General features: G+C 60.4%; 12 protein-coding genes. 3 read left to right on the forward strand and 9 right to left on the reverse strand.

Translation table 11 applies throughout. The annotated features are described in order from the left end of the window. Positions 1–15 precede the first annotated feature (15 nt). The 8 genes from phaZ to ACIPLA_RS09910 form a co-directional block, all read right to left on the reverse strand. On the reverse strand, positions 16–870 hold the full coding sequence (gene phaZ / locus ACIPLA_RS09875; RefSeq protein ID WP_008067658.1) for a poly(3-hydroxyalkanoate) depolymerase: 855 nt from the start codon (positions 868–870) through the stop codon (positions 16–18). A 134-nt stretch (positions 871–1,004) separates the two neighbouring features. Next, positions 1,005–2,684 (reverse strand): class II poly(R)-hydroxyalkanoic acid synthase, encoded by a 1,680-nt coding sequence (gene phaC / locus ACIPLA_RS09880; RefSeq protein WP_218397027.1) that lies wholly within the window; start codon positions 2,682–2,684, stop codon positions 1,005–1,007. A 242-nt stretch (positions 2,685–2,926) separates the two neighbouring features. Beyond that, positions 2,927–3,304: a gamma-butyrobetaine hydroxylase-like domain-containing protein gene (locus ACIPLA_RS09885; RefSeq protein WP_008009230.1), complete on the reverse strand. Its 378-nt coding sequence runs from the start codon at positions 3,302–3,304 to the stop codon at positions 2,927–2,929. Positions 3,305–3,484: 180 nt separating this feature from the next. Next, the gene (hslU, locus tag ACIPLA_RS09890; protein WP_123499960.1) at positions 3,485–4,825 is read right to left on the reverse strand and encodes an ATP-dependent protease ATPase subunit HslU; all 1,341 of its coding nucleotides are present in this window, start codon (positions 4,823–4,825) and stop codon (positions 3,485–3,487) included. Positions 4,826–4,880: 55 nt separating this feature from the next. Then, positions 4,881–5,411: an ATP-dependent protease subunit HslV gene (hslV, locus tag ACIPLA_RS09895; protein WP_007899242.1), complete on the reverse strand. Its 531-nt coding sequence runs from the start codon at positions 5,409–5,411 to the stop codon at positions 4,881–4,883. Positions 5,412–5,642: 231 nt separating this feature from the next. Then, positions 5,643–6,350, reverse strand: a complete 708-nt coding sequence (locus ACIPLA_RS09900; protein ID WP_008009226.1) for an SPOR domain-containing protein — start codon at positions 6,348–6,350, stop codon at positions 5,643–5,645. Position 6,351: 1 nt separating this feature from the next. Further along, a complete protein-coding gene (gene argS / locus ACIPLA_RS09905) occupies positions 6,352–8,088 on the reverse strand; it encodes an arginine--tRNA ligase (protein ID WP_401173031.1) in 1,737 nt (578 codons plus the stop codon). Between the two features lie 219 nt (positions 8,089–8,307). Then, the gene (locus ACIPLA_RS09910) at positions 8,308–10,527 is read right to left on the reverse strand and encodes a primosomal protein N' (RefSeq protein ID WP_401173032.1); all 2,220 of its coding nucleotides are present in this window, start codon (positions 10,525–10,527) and stop codon (positions 8,308–8,310) included. A gap of 287 nt (positions 10,528–10,814) precedes the next feature. On the opposite strand from ACIPLA_RS09910, the gene rpmE reads away from it, so the two are divergent. From rpmE to ACIPLA_RS09925, 3 genes are all read left to right on the forward strand, one after another. After that, positions 10,815–11,045 carry a 50S ribosomal protein L31 gene (gene rpmE / locus ACIPLA_RS09915; protein ID WP_007899231.1) on the forward strand — a complete coding sequence of 77 codons (231 nt, stop codon included), beginning with the start codon at positions 10,815–10,817 and terminating at the stop codon, positions 11,043–11,045. 25 nt (positions 11,046–11,070) lie between these two features. Then, the gene (locus ACIPLA_RS09920) at positions 11,071–11,859 is read left to right on the forward strand and encodes a thermonuclease family protein (RefSeq protein ID WP_401173071.1); all 789 of its coding nucleotides are present in this window, start codon (positions 11,071–11,073) and stop codon (positions 11,857–11,859) included. Positions 11,860–12,042: 183 nt separating this feature from the next. Next, complete coding sequence (locus ACIPLA_RS09925; protein WP_007899225.1) at positions 12,043–13,311, forward strand: malic enzyme-like NAD(P)-binding protein; 1,269 nt, start codon at positions 12,043–12,045, stop codon at positions 13,309–13,311. A gap of 245 nt (positions 13,312–13,556) precedes the next feature. Here ACIPLA_RS09925 and ACIPLA_RS09930 read toward each other — a convergent pair whose 3' ends face one another. Beyond that, positions 13,557–16,001: a penicillin-binding protein 1A gene (locus tag ACIPLA_RS09930; RefSeq protein ID WP_371317138.1), complete on the reverse strand. Its 2,445-nt coding sequence runs from the start codon at positions 15,999–16,001 to the stop codon at positions 13,557–13,559. Positions 16,002–16,044 lie beyond the last annotated feature (43 nt).

The raw sequence follows: 16,044 nt of genomic DNA on the forward strand, positions 1-16,044 counted from the left end.
GAAAGCCGGGGTCGGTTAACCGCCCGATGGCGCCGGATGCGGATGCATTACTGCGCGCTGACGTTCTTCCTCGAGAAACTTCATGATGATCGGTGCCACCGCTTCGGCGCGGGTAATCAAGAACAGATGGCCGTCGTCGATGATGTGCAGTTGGGCGTTGGGAATTCGCCAAGCCAGCATGCGCATGTTGATCAGCGGGATCAGTGGGTCGTCGTCGCCGGCCAGTACCAGGGTCGGTTGATGGATTTTGTGCAGCCAGTGAATGCTGGTCCAGCCGAGGCCGGCGAACAGTTGCCAGTAGTAACCGAGCTTGCCTGCCGAACGAACCCTGGCGGCGTGACTGGCTGCCAGGGTCGGATCGCGACGGAACGAGCCGCCGTAGATCATCGGTGCAATGCGGATCACATGGGAGGGCTGGATATAGCGTCGCGGGCTGGCCATCATCATCAGCACTTTAGGCTTGCCCGGAACCATCACGGTGCCCGCCGCCGTGGCCGCCAGCACCAGCTTCTTGCAGCGCTCGGGATAGTCATGGGCGAACTGCTGCGCCAGAGCGCCGCCCCACGAAACGCCAATCACGTTGACTTGCCCGTAATCGAGATAGTCGAGCATTCGCGCCGTGAGTTTTGCCAGGCCCGAGAAGCGATAGGGTCGATTGGGAGTCGATGAGCCGCCGACACCGGGCACGTCGAAGGCAATGACTTCCAGGTCCGGATCCAGAGCCTGGACGAACGGGAATATCAGCTCCAGGTTGGCGCCGATGCCGTTGAAAATCAGCAAGGGCGTCAAGTGAGGCTTGCCGGGGCGTACCGCAGTGCGGAGGGTCTGGCCATCCAGGTTGACGGTACGAAAGACGAACGGTTGCGGCATGCACGAAGCCCTGTAGGTTTTAAACGCTGATCGAGCCGTCCCGGGCCGTCGCAGAATGTTCGAGGCTGGCCTCGAGAGTAATCGATAGAGATCGCGGCACCTCCCAGTGCCGCGGACTGCGAGTTATTTGAAGCTCAACGTTCATGCACGTAGGTACCCGGCGAAGCCTCACCCGCTGGATAGGCCTTGTTGCCAAGGTTGGCGGGGGATTTTTTCAGCTTGCCCGAACGCTCGGCCTGCCACGCCTGCCAATGCAACCACCAGGAGTCGGTGTGCTTGGTGGAGTTTTCCATCCATTCTTCGGCCTTGACCGGCATGTCGGTGCTGGTCATATAGCGCGCTTTCGGATTGCCCGGAGGGTTCAGAATGCTCTGGATATGCCCGCTGCTGGACAGCACGAACTCGACCTTGCCACCGAACAGCTGCGCGGATTTGTAGCAGGACTTCCACGGAGTGATGTGATCGTTGGTGCCGGCCAGGGAAAAGATGTCGGCGGTCACCTGCTTGAGGTCGATCGCTGTGCCGCACACTTCCAGTGCATCGGGGCGGATCAGTGGGTTGTTTTTGAACATCTCGATCAGGTCGCCATGGAACGCTGCCGGCAACCGGGTGGTGTCGTTGTTCCAGAACAGGATGTCGAAAACCGGCGGCTCATTACCCAGCAGATAGTTGTTGACCCAGTAGTTCCAGATCAGGTCGTTGGGGCGCATCCAGGCGAAAACTTTCGCCATGTCGCGACCTTCCAGCACGCCGGCCTGGTAGGAATGGCGCTTGGCGGCTTCGAGGGTCTGCTCGTCGACGAACAGGGCCACATCGCTGTCCAGGGTGGTGTCCAGCACGCTGACCAACAGGGTGAGGGCGTTGACCTTCTTCTCGCCGATCGCTGCGTAGTGACCCAGCAGGGCGGTACAGGTGATGCCGCCGGAGCAGGCGCCAAGCATGTTCACGTCTTTGCTGCCGGTGATTGCGGTGACCACGTCGACCGCTTCCTTGAGCGCTTCGATGTAGGTCGACAGACCCCACTCGCGCTGCTCCTTGGTCGGGTTACGCCAGCTGACGATGAACGTCTGCACATTGTTGCGCAGGCAGAAGCGCGCCAGACTCTTGTCCGGGCTCAGGTCGAAAACATAAAACTTGTTGATCTGTGGCGGCACCACCAGCAGCGGGCGTTCATGCACCTGCTCGGTGATCGGTCGGTACTGGATCAACTCCAGCACATCGTTGCGAAACACCACTGCGCCTTCGGTCACGCCCAGGCTCTTGCCGACTTCGAACGCGCCCATGTTGACCTGGCTCGGCATACCGCCGTTGTGCACCAGATCCTTGGCCAGGTGGGAGAGACCGTCGAGCAGGCTCTTGCCACCGGTTTCGAAGAAGCGTTTGACCGCCGCCGGGTTGGCCGCCGTGTTGGTCGGGGCCATGGCTTCGGTCATGAGGTTAATCACGAAATGCCCGCGAGCGACGTCCTTGGGCGAAAGATTGCTGTCATCGATCCACGCGTGAAGCTCCTTGCGCCACGCCAGATAAGTTTGCAAATAACGTTTGTAGAGCGGGTTCTGACTCCACGCCGGGTCAAGGAAGCGACGGTCATCACTTTGCGGTTGAAGCTCGGATTTTCCAAACAGTACGTTCTTCAGTTCGATGCCGAAATGAGCGACATGCCTGGCACTGTGGATGGGTTGCCTGATGGCCTGGCTCAGCACCATGCGGGCAGAGCCCAAGAGATCCTTTCTACGTAGTCCAACAACAGGATTCAGCCCCAAGGTATTTTCCGAAGCCTGAAATTTCAAGTCATCGTTAAGCTTGTTACTCATCTACGACGCTCCATTGTCCTGAGACGAGTACCTGAGCTCAGCTGTGTAGTCACACAGCAAACGCCAGGTACTACTGCTCGGGTGACCGTTAATTGCGAATAGCTACAAATGCACGGAACTTGCCAGCTCCATTGGTTACCCGAGTTTAATTTTTTTCGCAAGCGGGCCAATCGTTGACACCGCAGCGGAGCATTCAAACAGATGGAATTAGAAAATGCCCTCTAAACAGCCAGAGGCCTGTATTAGAGCATCAGCTTGACGACCGACTCATTCGGATCACGGGTCTTTCCAGCCGCTTTGAGTTCCGCAAGATAATCGTTCCAAAGATCTTCTTGGCGCACTGCCAGCTGGTACAGATACTCCCAAGTGAACAGGCCGCTGTCGTGGCCGTCGTCGAAGGTCAATTTCAGTGCGTACTGACCGGCCGGTTCGACCTTGCTCAGGCCGACGCCGATCTTGCCAAATTGCAGGATAGGTTTGCCGTGGCCCTGGACTTCGGCGGAAGGAGAGTGCACGCGAAGAAACTCGGCGGGCAGGTGATATTCCTCGCCGGACGCGTATTTGAGCGACAGGGTTTTCGAGGCTTTGTGGAGTTTGATGTCGGTGGGGAGTTGGGTCATGGCTGGCAGTCCGTCTGTGTGGGAGACCTGGTGGAACCTGATCTGCAAAACACCACAGTTCAAATGTGGGAGCGGGCTTGCTCGCGAAAGCGGTGTAACAGTCAACACAGATGTTGAATGTTACGGCCTCTTCGCGAGCAAGCCCGCTCCCACAGGGTCCGCTACCGCTGTAAGTATGGCTTACAGGATATAACGGGACAGGTCTTCGTTCTGCGCCAATTCGCCCAAGTGGCTGTTGACGTAATCGGCATCGATCAGGATCGGCTTGTCCTCGTGGGTGCTGGCCAGATCACCGGCGCTGAACGACACCTCTTCGAGCAGGCGCTCGAGCAGGGTATGCAGGCGACGGGCGCCGATGTTTTCGGTTTTCTCGTTGACCTGCCAGGCGATCTCGGCGAGACGCTTGATGCCGTCCGGGAGGAATTCGATGAGCAGGCCTTCGGTTTTCAGCAGTGCACAATATTGCTCGGTGAGCGATGCATGCGGTTCGCTGAGGATGCGCTCGAAATCTTCCGGGCTCAGGGCCTTGAGTTCGACCCGAATTGGCAGGCGACCTTGCAGCTCCGGCACCAGATCGCTCGGCTTGCTCAGGTGGAACGCGCCGGAAGCGATGAACAGGATGTGGTCAGTCTTGACCATGCCCAGTTTGGTGTTGACGGTGCAGCCTTCAATCAGCGGCAGCAAGTCGCGCTGTACGCCCTCACGGGACACGTCGACGCCCCCGGAATTACCGCGCTTGGCGACCTTGTCGATTTCGTCGATGAACACGATGCCGTGCTGCTCGACGGCTTCCAGGGCCTTGGCCTTCAATTCTTCTTCGTTGACGAGGCGACCGGCTTCTTCGTCGCGTACCAGTTTCAGCGCTTCCTTGACCTTGAGCTTGCGGTTTTTGCGCTTGCCCTTGCCCATGTTGGCGAACAGGCTCTGCAACTGGTTGGTCATTTCTTCCATGCCCGGTGGCGCGGAGATATCGACGCCGGACACTTCGGCCACTTCGATTTCGATCTCCTTGTCATCCAGCTGACCTTCACGCAGGCGTTTGCGGAACAGCTGACGGGTGTTGGAATCCTGGGACGGTGCGGAGTCCTCGTTGCTGAAGCCCATGCGTGCCGGTGGCAGCAGGGCGTCGAGGATGCGTTCTTCGGCGGCGTCTTCGGCGCGGTGGCGAACCTTGGTCATTTCCTGTTCGCGCAACAGCTTGATCGCAGCGTCGGCCAGATCACGAATGATCGATTCGACGTCACGGCCAACGTAGCCCACTTCGGTGAACTTGGTCGCTTCGACTTTGATGAACGGCGCGTTGGCGAGCTTGGCCAGGCGACGGGCAATCTCGGTTTTACCGACACCGGTCGGGCCGATCATCAGGATATTCTTGGGAGTGACTTCGACGCGCAGCTCTTCGGGCAGCTGCATCCGGCGCCAACGGTTACGCAAGGCGATTGCGACGGCGCGTTTGGCATCGTCCTGGCCGATGATATGGCGATTGAGTTCGTGGACGATTTCACGGGGGGTCATGGGCATAATAATTGGCGGTCCTCAAGCAGAAGTGAGCCGTGGCGCAATGGCCTGCACAGGCTTACTCAGCGAGATCCTGCTCCTCGATGGTGAAGGTGTGGTTGGTGAATACGCAGATGTCGCCGGCGATGCCGAGCGCTGTTTCGACGATTTCCCGCGCCGACAAATCGGTTTTCTTCAACAGGGCACTCGCGGCAGCCTGGGCGTAACCGCCACCGGAACCCATGGCGATCAGGCCTTCTTCGGGCTCAACCACGTCACCGTTGCCGGTGATGATCAGGGAGGCATCTTTGTTGGCGACCGCGAGCATCGCTTCGAGGCGGCTCAGGGAGCGGTCGGTGCGCCATTCTTTGGCGAGTTCGACGGCAGCGCGAACCAGGTGGCCCTGATGTTTCTCAAGCTGGCCTTCGAAACGCTCGAAGAGGGTGAAGGCGTCAGCGGTGGCTCCGGCAAAACCGGCGATAACCTGGCCGTGGTAAAGGCGGCGAACTTTCTTCGCGTTGCCTTTCATCACGGTATTGCCGAGCGAAACCTGGCCGTCGCCGCCCATGACGACTTTGCCGTGGCGGCGAACTGAAACGATGGTGGTCAAGGGAGAGTCTCCACGCAGCGGGGCGAAAATGCCTTATGCCAACTCATATGGGGGTGGTGGAGCGTTTTTCAACTGTAGGAAGGGAGAGGGGACGAGCGGTGTAGGGCGGGGATGGGGGTGTTGTCTGTTCGGGCGCCTTCGCGGGCAAGCCTCGCTCCTACAGAGATTTACGTGATTCTGTAGGAGCGAGGCTTGCCCGCGAAGAACGATGACACGGTGTCCCCGCGGAGATCAGCGGCTTTGGCGTTGTTGTAACAACAGGTTGCTGAAGCCGCTGCCGGCCAGTTGCTTCTGAGCGGTTGTCAGCTGTTCGCGGTTACTGAACGGGCCAACCAGCACCCGATACCAGGTCTCGTCCTTCACCGTGCCGGATTCAACCGCCACGGCCTGACCCAGCAGAATGATCTGCGCACGCACCTTGTCGGCATCGGCTTCCTTGCGGAACGAACCGGCCTGCAAGAAGAACTTGGTCACCGGCGCAGCTTTCGCCACGGGCGGCGCTGGCGGCGGGGTGATGCCGGCCAATGCCGCTTGAGCCCGGGCCGTGTCGATCTTCGCCGCTTGCTCTGGCGTCACCGGCGTGGTCGGAATGGCCGGTACTTGTGGCGTCGGCAGGGTTTTCTCCGGCACCGCGTCCGGGGGTACGATGACTTCCGATTCCGGCAGCAAAGTGTAGAAGTCGTACTTCGGCTTCACCGGTTGCGTCGGGCTCGGCGGAGTCTTGTTGGCCTCGGCGATCTTGGTGGCTTTCTGCTGCTCGATCTTCTCGCGCTTGACGGTATCGCTGCCCTTGCCCGGTTCCAGCTTCATCAGGAACACAATGAACGCACCGACCGTCAGGCCGATGGCCATCCACAGCCAGCCCGGGATCGGTTGCTTTGCAGGAGCTTGGTAACGGCTGGCGCCACGCTTGGGTGCAGGTTTTTTCTTGGCAGCCAACTTACATACGCTCCAGAGTTTCCAGACCCAAGAGTTCCAGGCCTTGCTTGAGAGTGCGGCCGGTCAGCGCGGCGAGGCGCAGGCGGCTCTGCATTTGCGCCGGGGTGTCGGCGCCGAGGATCGGGCAGTTCTCGTAGAAGCTGGAGAACAGGCCGGCGACATCGTACAGGTAGGTGCAGAGGATGTGCGGCGTGCCTTTGTCGGACACGTTGTTCAGTATTTCGCCGAACTGCGCCAGTTTCGCGGCCAGCTCATGTTCGTGGGTTGCTTCGAGACTGATTTTACCTTCGACTTCGCTGAAGTCCTTGCCGAGTTTGCGGAACACGCCGGCCACCCGGGTGTAGGCGTACAGCAGGTATGGCGCGGTGTTGCCTTCGAAGTTCAGCATCAGGTCGAAGTTGAAGCTGTAATCGCTGGTGCGGTGCTTGGACAGGTCGGCGTATTTCACGGCGCCAATGCCCACGACCTTGGCGATGTTGCGCAACTCGTCTTCGGCAAGCTCCGGGTTCTTCTCTTTCACCAGGGTGTAGGCGCGTTCCTGGGCTTCGGTCAGCAGGTCGATCAGCTTCACGGTGCCGCCATCGCGGGTCTTGAACGGACGGCCGTCGGCGCCGTTCATGGTGCCGAAGCCCATGTGTTCCATTTCCATCGGGTGCGTCACGAAGCCGGCCAGGCGCGCGACCTGGAACACTTGCTGGAAGTGCAGGGCCTGGCGCTGGTCGACGAAGTACAGCGCGCGATCGGCCTTGAGCTTGCCGCTACGGTAGCGCACGGCGGCCAGGTCGGTGGTGGCGTAGAGGTAGCCGCCGTCAGCCTTGACGATGATCACCGGCAGCGGGTCGCCGTCGGCGTTCTTGAATTCGTCGAGGAACACGCATTGAGCGCCATTGCTCTCGACCAGCAGGCCAGCGGCCTTGAGGTCGTTGACCACGTTGATCAGGTCGTCGTTGTAGGCGCTTTCGCCCATTACGTCGGCCATGGTCAGTTTGACGTTCAGCAATTCGTAGATTTTCTGGCAGTGCGACAGCGAGATGTCTTTGAACTTGGTCCACAGCGCCAGGCAGTCCGGGTCGCCGGCTTGCAGCTTGACCACCAGGCCGCGGGCGCGATCGGCGAACTCTGCGGATTCATCGAAGCGTTGCTTGGCGGCGCGGTAGAAGTTTTCCAGGTCCGACAGCTCATCGCTGGTGATCGGGTTTTCCTGCAGGTAAGCCATCAGCATGCCGAACTGGGTGCCCCAGTCGCCAACGTGGTTCTGGCGGATCACTTCGTCGCCGAGGAATTCCAGAACCCGGGCCACGCCGTCGCCGATGATGGTCGAACGCAAGTGGCCGACGTGCATTTCTTTGGCCAGGTTCGGGGCCGACAGGTCGACCACGGTGCGCTGCACCGGACCGGCCTTGCGTACGCCGATGTGGTCGTCGGCCAGCGCCGCGTCCAGGCGGCTCGCCAGGGCTTGAGTGTTCTGGAAGAAGTTCAGGAAGCCAGGGCCGGCGATTTCGGCTTTGGAGACGTTCTCGTCAGCCGGCAGCGCGGCGATGATTTTCTCGGCCAGGTCACGGGGCTTCATGCCCGCAGGCTTGGCCAGCATCATGGCGATGTTGCTGGCGAAGTCGCCGTTTTTCTTGTCGCGAGAGTTTTCCACCTGGATCGCCGGCGACAGGCCTTCAGGCAACACACCTTCGTTGACGAGTTGGGTGATGGCTTGTTGGATCAGCTGGCGAATGGTGTCTTTCATGGTCTTCTCTTTCGACCGCTAGCGCGGCGGCGCTTCGATGCGCTGGTGGAAAAACTGGGCATTATCCGTTGCGAAGACGGGCTTGCCAACTATAGCGGGCAGGTTATGGATATGTGGTGACAAATCGGCCGCCTTCGCGGGCAAGCCTCGCTCCTACAATCTTTTGATCGGCGCACTGCCCTGTAGGAGCGAGGCTTGCCCGCGAAGGCCATCTTCCAATCAATACAAATCGACCGGATCGACATCCAAAGACCAGCGCACCGCCCGCCCACTCGGCATCTGCTCCAAAACCAGCAACCAACTGCTCAGCAATCGATGCAGCGGCGCCCGGGCCGTGGCTTGCAGCAACAACTGTGCACGATATCTTCCGGCTCGGCGCTCCATTGGCGCCGGCACTGGCCCCAGCAACTCGATACCGGTCAGATTCTGCTCGGCCAGCAAACGCTCGGCCTCGCTGCACGCTTCATCGAGGAAGCCTTCGGCCTGCCCCGGTTTATGCGCTTCGGCCCGCAGCAACGCGAGATGTGCAAACGGCGGCAGACCGGCGGAGCGGCGTTCGCTCAACGCCTGTTCGGCAAAGGCGAAATAGCCCTGTTCGGTCAGTTGCACCAGCAGCGGATGGTCCGCCAGGTGCGTCTGGATAATCACTTTTCCCGGCTCTTCGGCCCGCCCCGCGCGCCCGGCAACCTGGACGATCAACTGCGCCATGCGTTCGCTGGCGCGGAAATCGCCGGAGAACAGTCCGCCGTCGGCATCCAGAATCGACACCAGGGTCACCCGTGGAAAGTGGTGCCCTTTGGCAAGCATCTGTGTGCCGACCAGAATGCACGGCTGGCCTTTTTGAATGGTGGCGAACAGTTGATTCATCGCGTCTTTGCGTGAAGTGCTGTCGCGGTCGACCCGCAGCACCGGGACGTCCGGAAACAGAATCCCCAGGCGTTCTTCGGCGCGCTCGGTACCGGCGCCCACAGGCCGCAAATCGACCTTGCCGCACTTCGGGCAATGCCGGGGCACTCGTTCGACGTAGCCACAATGGTGGCAACGCAGTTCGCCGGAGCGCTGGTGCACGGTCATTCGCGCGTCGCAGCGCTGGCATTCAGACATCCAGCCGCAGTCGTGGCAGAGCAGCGTCGGGGCGAACCCTCGGCGGTTGAGGAACACCAGCACCTGCTGGCCGGCGGCCAGGGTCTGACCGATGGCTTGCTGCATCGGCCCGGAAATGCCGCTGTCCAGCGGACGACTTTTCACGTCCAGGCGCAGGAAACGCGGTTGCTTGGCGCCACCGGCCCGCTCATTCAGGCGTAGGAGGCCGTAACGACCGGTGTAGGCGTTTTGCAGGCTTTCCAGCGAAGGTGTGGCGGATCCGAGGACAATCGGGATGTTTTCCTGCCGGGCGCGGACCAGTGCCAGGTCGCGGGCGTGGTAGCGCAGGCCTTCCTGCTGTTTATAGGAGCCGTCGTGCTCTTCATCGATGATGATCAGGCCAGGGTTTTTCATCGGCGTGAACAGTGCCGAACGGGTACCGATAATAATGTCGGCCTCGCCATCCCGTGCCGCCAACCAGGCTTCCAGGCGTTCGCGGTCATTGACTGCGGAGTGGATTAGCGCGATGCGCGCATTGAAGCGCTGCTCGAAGCGCGCCAGGGTTTGCGGGCCGAGGTTGATCTCCGGGATCAGCACCAGGGCTTGCTTGCCGGCCTCGAGGGTTTCGCGGATCAGCTGCAAATAGACTTCGGTCTTGCCGCTGCCGGTAACGCCGGCCAGCAGGAACGCGTGATAGCTGTCGAACCCGGCGCGAATCGCTTCATAAGCGGCGCGCTGCTCGGGGTTGAGCGGCAATTCCGGTTGTGCCAGCCAGTGTTCGTGGCGGGCGCCGGGGGCGTGCTTGCGGATTTCGACTTGCACCAGATCCTTGGCCAGCAACAGATCGAGGCTGTCCTTGCTCAGCATCAGTTTGCTCAGCAGCTGATGAGCGACGCCGTGGGGATGCTGAGCCAGGGTCGCCAGAGCTTCACGCTGGCGGGGGGCGCGGGCGATGCGCGGATCATCGAGGCTGGCGCCGGGTGCGGCGGACCAAAAGCGTTCCTGACGAGCCTCGGCCAGTTCACCCTGACGCAACAATACTGGCAGCGCCCAACTCAACGTGTCGCCGAGGCTGTGCTGGTAATACTGAGAGGTCCACAGGCACAGCTTGAACAGCGCGGGCGGCAGCGGCGGCGTGGCGTCGAGCAGCGCCAGGGCCGGCTTGAGTTTTTCTGCCGGTACTTCGCTGGTGTCGGTGACCTCCACCAGAATCCCGATCATCTCCCGCCGACCGAACGGCACCCGCAAGCGCATGCCCGGGTGTAGCTGGGCGCGCAGGACTCCGGCCGGCGCGCGGTAGTCGAACAGGCGACGCAGGGGAGAAGGCAGGGCGAGGCGCAGAATGGCGTTGGGCACGCGGGGGGATCTCGATAAGCGGGCAAAAAAGAAAGCAGGGCGCGACCTGTGGGAGCGGGCTTGCTCGCGAAAGCGGTGCAACAGCCACCTGAGATGTTGAATGTTACGGACTCTTCGCGAGCGAGCCCGCTCCCACAGGGATTGCTCTTGAGGTCGGGAGCCTAGCAGACGACTGGTTTAAGCGACAGCTTGCGTGAATGGCATTGTCTGGTAGAATCCGCGGCCTAATTACGTGCGGTATTCAACAATGGTGTTGAGTGGCGGCACGCTAGCCTGAGGAATACATCATGAAAGCCGATATCCATCCAACATACGAAATCACCGCAGTTACCTGCAGCTGTGGCAACAAGTTCGAAACTCGTTCGAACCTGGCCAAGCCTCTGGCGATCGACGTATGCAACGAGTGCCACCCGTTCTACACCGGTAAGCAGAAGACTCTGGATACTGGCGGTCGTGTACAGCGCTTCGCAGACCGTTTCGGCGCTTTCGGCAAGAAAGCTCCTGCTGCTGCAGAGTAAGGTCGAAAGCCCCGTGGGCTTTTCCTTGCTGATGAAAAAGGCGTCCCTCGCGGGCGCCTTTTTTGTGTCTGCGATTTGGCTTTCCGGTGCCCAGGCCTTCTGCCCGGCGCCGAGCGGGCTGACGCCGGTCGCGGTGCAACGGGTGGTGGATGGCGACACCTTGCGTCTGAGCGATGGCCGCAGTGTGCGCATGATCGGTTTGAATACGCCGGAGCTGGGCAAACAGGGTCGCTCCGACGAACCGTTTGCCGTGGCCGCGCGCAAACGCCTTGAAGCGCTGGTGGCTGCCAGCGATGGGCGAGTCGGTTTGTTGCCGGGTAAAGAAAGCAGGGACCATTACGGCCGCACCCTGGCTCATGTCTACAGTGTCGATGGGGCCAACCTCGAAGCGCAGATGCTCGCCGAGGGCCTCGGTTTTCAGGTGGCGGTGGCACCGAACGTCGATTTGGTTGCCTGCCAGCAAGCGGCCGAACGCAGTGCTCGTCGGGCCGGTCTCGGGCTGTGGCGACAATCACCTGTATTGAAGGCGGAGCAGATCAGCGCGTCCGGCTTCGCCATGCTCAGTGGTCGTGTGAGCAAGGTTCAGCGCAATCGCGGCGGGGTTTGGATCGAGTTGCAGGATTCGGTTGTATTGCGGGTTGCACCCAATCTGCTGGAGCAATTCGATGTCGCATCGCTTGAAAAGCTCAAAGGCAAGCAAATCGAGGCTCGTGGCTGGGTGGTGGATCGTTCGCGCCGCGGTGGGTTGCAACCGGGGCAGGCGCGCTGGCTTCTGCCGCTGACCGATCCGGCGATGTTGCAGGCGGCGCCGTAAGAGAAAGTTGTAGACATTTTTTCTGTCGATTGTGAACAGTCTATCCCTTGTGTTCCGTGGCTCTTGGCCCAAAGTCGTAGGGCCGGGCGCTTGACAGGGGTGACTGGTCAGTCTTGTGAGGACTTTGCGAGGCGAGTATCCTCGGCGGTCCGTCTGTCCAACAGTAAAAAGCGGAATGCCCCTATGTCTGATCTGAAAACTGCCGCTCTCGAATATCACGCCCATCCCCGTCCAGGGAAGCTGAGTGTCGAGCTCACCAAGGCCACCGCTACCGCCCGCGATCTGTCGCTGGCCTACAGCCCCGGCGTAGCCGAACCAGTACGCGAAATCGCCCGCGATCCTGAACTGGCCTACAAATACACCGGCAAGGGCAACCTGGTTGCAGTCATTTCCGATGGCACCGCGATTCTCGGCCTGGGTAACCTTGGCCCATTGGCTTCCAAGCCAGTTATGGAAGGTAAAGGCGTGCTGTTCAAGCGCTTCGCCGGCATCGACGTGTTTGACATCGAAGTCGACTCCGAAAGCCCGCAAGCCTTCATCGACACCGTCAAGCGTATCTCCATTACCTTCGGTGGCATCAACCTGGAAGACATCAAGGCACCTGAGTGCTTTGAGATCGAACGCGCTCTGATCGAGCAGTGCGACATTCCGGTATTCCACGATGACCAGCACGGCACCGCAATCGTTACTGCGGCCGGCATGATCAACGCCCTGGAAATCGCTGGCAAAACCCTGGCTGACGCCAAGATCGTCTGCCTGGGCGCCGGTGCTGCCGCCATCTCCTGCATGAAACTGCTGGTGAGCATGGGCGCCAACATCGAAAACATCTACATGGTTGACCGTACCGGCGTGATCCACTCCGGCCGTGACGACCTGAACCAGTACAAGGCTGTGTTCGCTCACGCGACCGAAAAGCGCACCCTGGCTGACGCGCTGGAAGGTGCTGACGTGTTCGTTGGTCTGTCCGGCCCGAACCTGCTGAGTGCTGAAGGCCTGAAATCCATGGCGGCCAACCCGATCGTGTTCGCGTGCTCGAACCCGGATCCGGAAATCTCCCCGGAACTGGCTCACGCCACCCGTAACGACGTGATCATGGCCACCGGCCGTTCGGACTACCCGAACCAGGTCAACAACGTACTGGGCTTCCCGTTCATCTTCCGTGGTGCCCTGGACGTTCGCGCCAAGCGCATCAACGAAGAAATGAAAGTGGCTGCCGCCAATGCCCTGCGTGAACTGGCCAAGCTGCCAGTACCTCAGGAAGTGTGCGACGCCTACGGCGGCATCAAACTGGAATTCGGTCGTGAGTACATCATTCCGAAACCAATGGATGCCCGTCTGATCACCCTGATCTCCGATGCCGTGGCCAAAGCCGCCATCGAGACCGGTGTGGCGACCCTGCCGTATCCGAAGAACTACCCGCTGAAAAGCGTGGATGACGTGTTCAACGGCTAAACCGTTGTAGCGCATCAACCAAAAGCCCCGGCTCTCGCGAGTCGGGGCTTTTTTTTGCCTGAGAGTTTTGCAGCGGTTGTGATGGCCTCTTCGCGAGCAAGCCCGCTCCTACAGGGGAACGCATTCCAATGTGGGAGCGGGCTTGCTCGCGAAGGCGGCCTACCGGTAAATGCATTTATTACTGGAACGCAACAAAAAACCCCGCTCTTCTTCCGAAGGCGGGGCTTTTGCGTTGCGCTATCCGATCAGAACAAATCGATCGGCGCTGCCTCATCGGCTGGCAGCGGACTGCCCGGCACATTGCCGTTGCTCAGCTCATTCACCGACGGTGGTGTGTCTTCGGCCTTGAACAGTTCGAAGTAGGCACCTGGCGTACTTGGGGTGGCCGCGCGGCCGCTGATCGGGTCGACGCGCAGGCTGAGAATGCCTTCGGGTTCCGCTTGGGTGTGGGGCGGTTTGTCTTTGAGGGCCGCGGCCATGTAGTTCATCCAGATCGGCAAGGCAACGGTGCCGCCGAACTCGCGTTTGCCCAGGCTTTCCGGTTGGTCGAAGCCGGTCCAGACGGTGGTCACGTAATCGGCGTTGTAGCCGGAGAACCAGGCGTCCTTGGATTCGTTGGTGGTACCGGTCTTGCCCGCGATGTCGCTGCGACCCAACGCCAGCGCACGGCGGCCGGTGCCGAGTTTGATCACATCCTCAAGCATGCTGTTGAGGATGTAAGTAGTGCGCCCATCGATGATGCGCTCGGCCACGGCCGGCGTTTGTGGCATTGGCTGGGCGCTCGGTGCTTCGCCTGGGGTAGCGTTGACCGTGAAGGTGTCGGAGGCCGGCATGGCGATGCCATCGCTGGCTACGACGCCTTTCGGAACGCTCGGCGGGTTGGCAACGAATAGCGTGTCGCCGTTGCGGCTTTCGATCTTGTCGATGATGTACGGGGTGATCTTGTAGCCGCCATTGGCGAAGGTGGCCCAGCCGGTGGCGATTTCCATTGGTGTCAGGGTCGCGGTACCCAGGGCCAGGGACAGGTTGCGCGGCAGGTCCTGCTTGTTGAAGCCGAACTTGCTGATGTAGTCGATGGTGCGGTCGACACCCAGCGCTTGCAGCAGGCGGATCGATACCAGGTTGCGCGACTTGTAGAGCGCTTCACGCATGCGGATCGGACCGAGGAAGGTGTTGGTGTCGTTCTTCGGACGCCAGACTTTGTCCAGGTACTCGTCGACGAACACGATCGGTGCGTCGTTCACCAGGCTGGCGGCGGTATAGCCGTTGTCCAGGGCTGCGCTGTAGACGAACGGTTTGAAGCTCGAACCCGGCTGACGTTTGGCCTGCATGGCGCGGTTGTAGTTGCTCTGCTCGAAGGCGAAACCGCCGACCAGCGAACGAATGGCACCGTTCTGCGGGTCGAGGGAAACCAGCGCGCCTTGAGCCTGCGGAATCTGGCTGAATTTGAGCGAACCATCTGGCTGACGCTGCACGCGAATCAGATCACCGACCTGTGCGACATCCGACGGCTGCTTCGGATTGGCCCCCATGCTGTTGGTGTTGAGGAACGGACGAGCCCACTTCATGGTTTCCCAGGCGACGTGCTCTTCGCCGGTACCCGTGCGGGTCAACACCTGCACGCCGTTCTTGTCGACCTGGGTCACGATCGCCGGTTCCAGGCCGCTGATGATTCGCTGTTTGGTCAACTCCTGAGTCCAGGCCTCTCGGGTTTTACCCGGCAGGCGTGACTCGGGGCCGCGATAACCGTGCCGTTGGTCGTAGGTCATCAAGCCTTCATGAACCGCGGTGTTGGCCATCTCCTGCAAATTGCTCGGCACCGTGGTGGTGACACGGAAACCTTCGGTATACGCATCGCTGCCATAGCGGCCGACCATTTCGGCACGGGCCATTTCGGCGACGTATGGCGCGTTCACTTCCGGAGTCGGCACATGATAGCTGGCGTTCAGCGGCTCATTGATGGCAGTGGTGTAGTCGGCTTCGGTAATTTTGCCGAGCTTATACATGCGCCCCAGGATCCAGTCGCGACGCTCTTTGCTGCGGGTCGGGTTGGCCAGCGGGTTGAAGCGCGACGGGGCTTTTGGCAGGCCGGCGATCATCGCCATCTGCGCCAGGCTCACGTCACGAATCGACTTGCCGTAATAAACCTGCGCCGCTGCTTCGATGCCGTAGGCGCGGTTGCCCAGATAGATCTTGTTGACGTACAGCTCGAGGATCTCGTCCTTGGTCAACTGTCGTTCGATCTGCAGGGCCAGGAGGATTTCGGTGGTTTTGCGCGAGAAGCTGCGTTCGCTGGTCAGGAAGAAGTTCTTCGCTACCTGCATGGTGATGGTGCTGCCGCCGGACTGAATATGTCCGCTCTTTACCAGCTGGGTGGCGGCACGCATCAGGCTGCTGGGATCGACGCCGTAGTGGTTGGCGAAATTGTCGTCTTCAGCACTTAGTAACGCATTAATGAAATTGGGGGGAATGTCGGCGAAACGGATTGGCGTGCGGCGCATTTCGCCAAATTCTGCGATCAACTTGTTGTCGCTGCTGTACACCCGCAAAGGAATCTGCAACTGAATACTTCTCAGCGCCTCCACGGATGGCAATCCGGGGCTAAGGTAAAGAAAAGCGCCGCTCAGACCCAGGAGCAGTCCGCAGAAAACGGCGACGATGGACCAACCGAAAAATTTCAGCAGACGAATCAAGGCTTTTGGATATCCAGGGTAAAAAATGAATTAGGCATCA

Source organism: Pseudomonas sp. NPDC086112 (genome assembly GCF_044746425.1).
Lineage (GTDB): Bacteria > Pseudomonadota > Gammaproteobacteria > Pseudomonadales > Pseudomonadaceae > Aquipseudomonas.

What these genes read in the sequence shown, in the direction of transcription:
- phaZ (WP_008067658.1), bottom strand. Translation starts at nt 870, where the DNA reads ATGCCGCAACCGTTCGTCTTTCGTACCGTCAACCTGGATGGCCAGACC.
- phaC (WP_218397027.1), bottom strand. Translation starts at nt 2,684, where the DNA reads ATGAGTAACAAGCTTAACGATGACTTGAAATTTCAGGCTTCGGAAAAT.
- ACIPLA_RS09885 (WP_008009230.1), bottom strand. Translation starts at nt 3,304, where the DNA reads ATGACCCAACTCCCCACCGACATCAAACTCCACAAAGCCTCGAAAACC.
- hslU (WP_123499960.1), bottom strand. Translation starts at nt 4,825, where the DNA reads ATGCCCATGACCCCCCGTGAAATCGTCCACGAACTCAATCGCCATATC.
- argS (WP_401173031.1), bottom strand. Translation starts at nt 8,088, where the DNA reads ATGAAAGACACCATTCGCCAGCTGATCCAACAAGCCATCACCCAACTC.
- rpmE (WP_007899231.1), top strand. Translation starts at nt 10,815, where the DNA reads ATGAAAGCCGATATCCATCCAACATACGAAATCACCGCAGTTACCTGC.
- ACIPLA_RS09925 (WP_007899225.1), top strand. Translation starts at nt 12,043, where the DNA reads ATGTCTGATCTGAAAACTGCCGCTCTCGAATATCACGCCCATCCCCGT.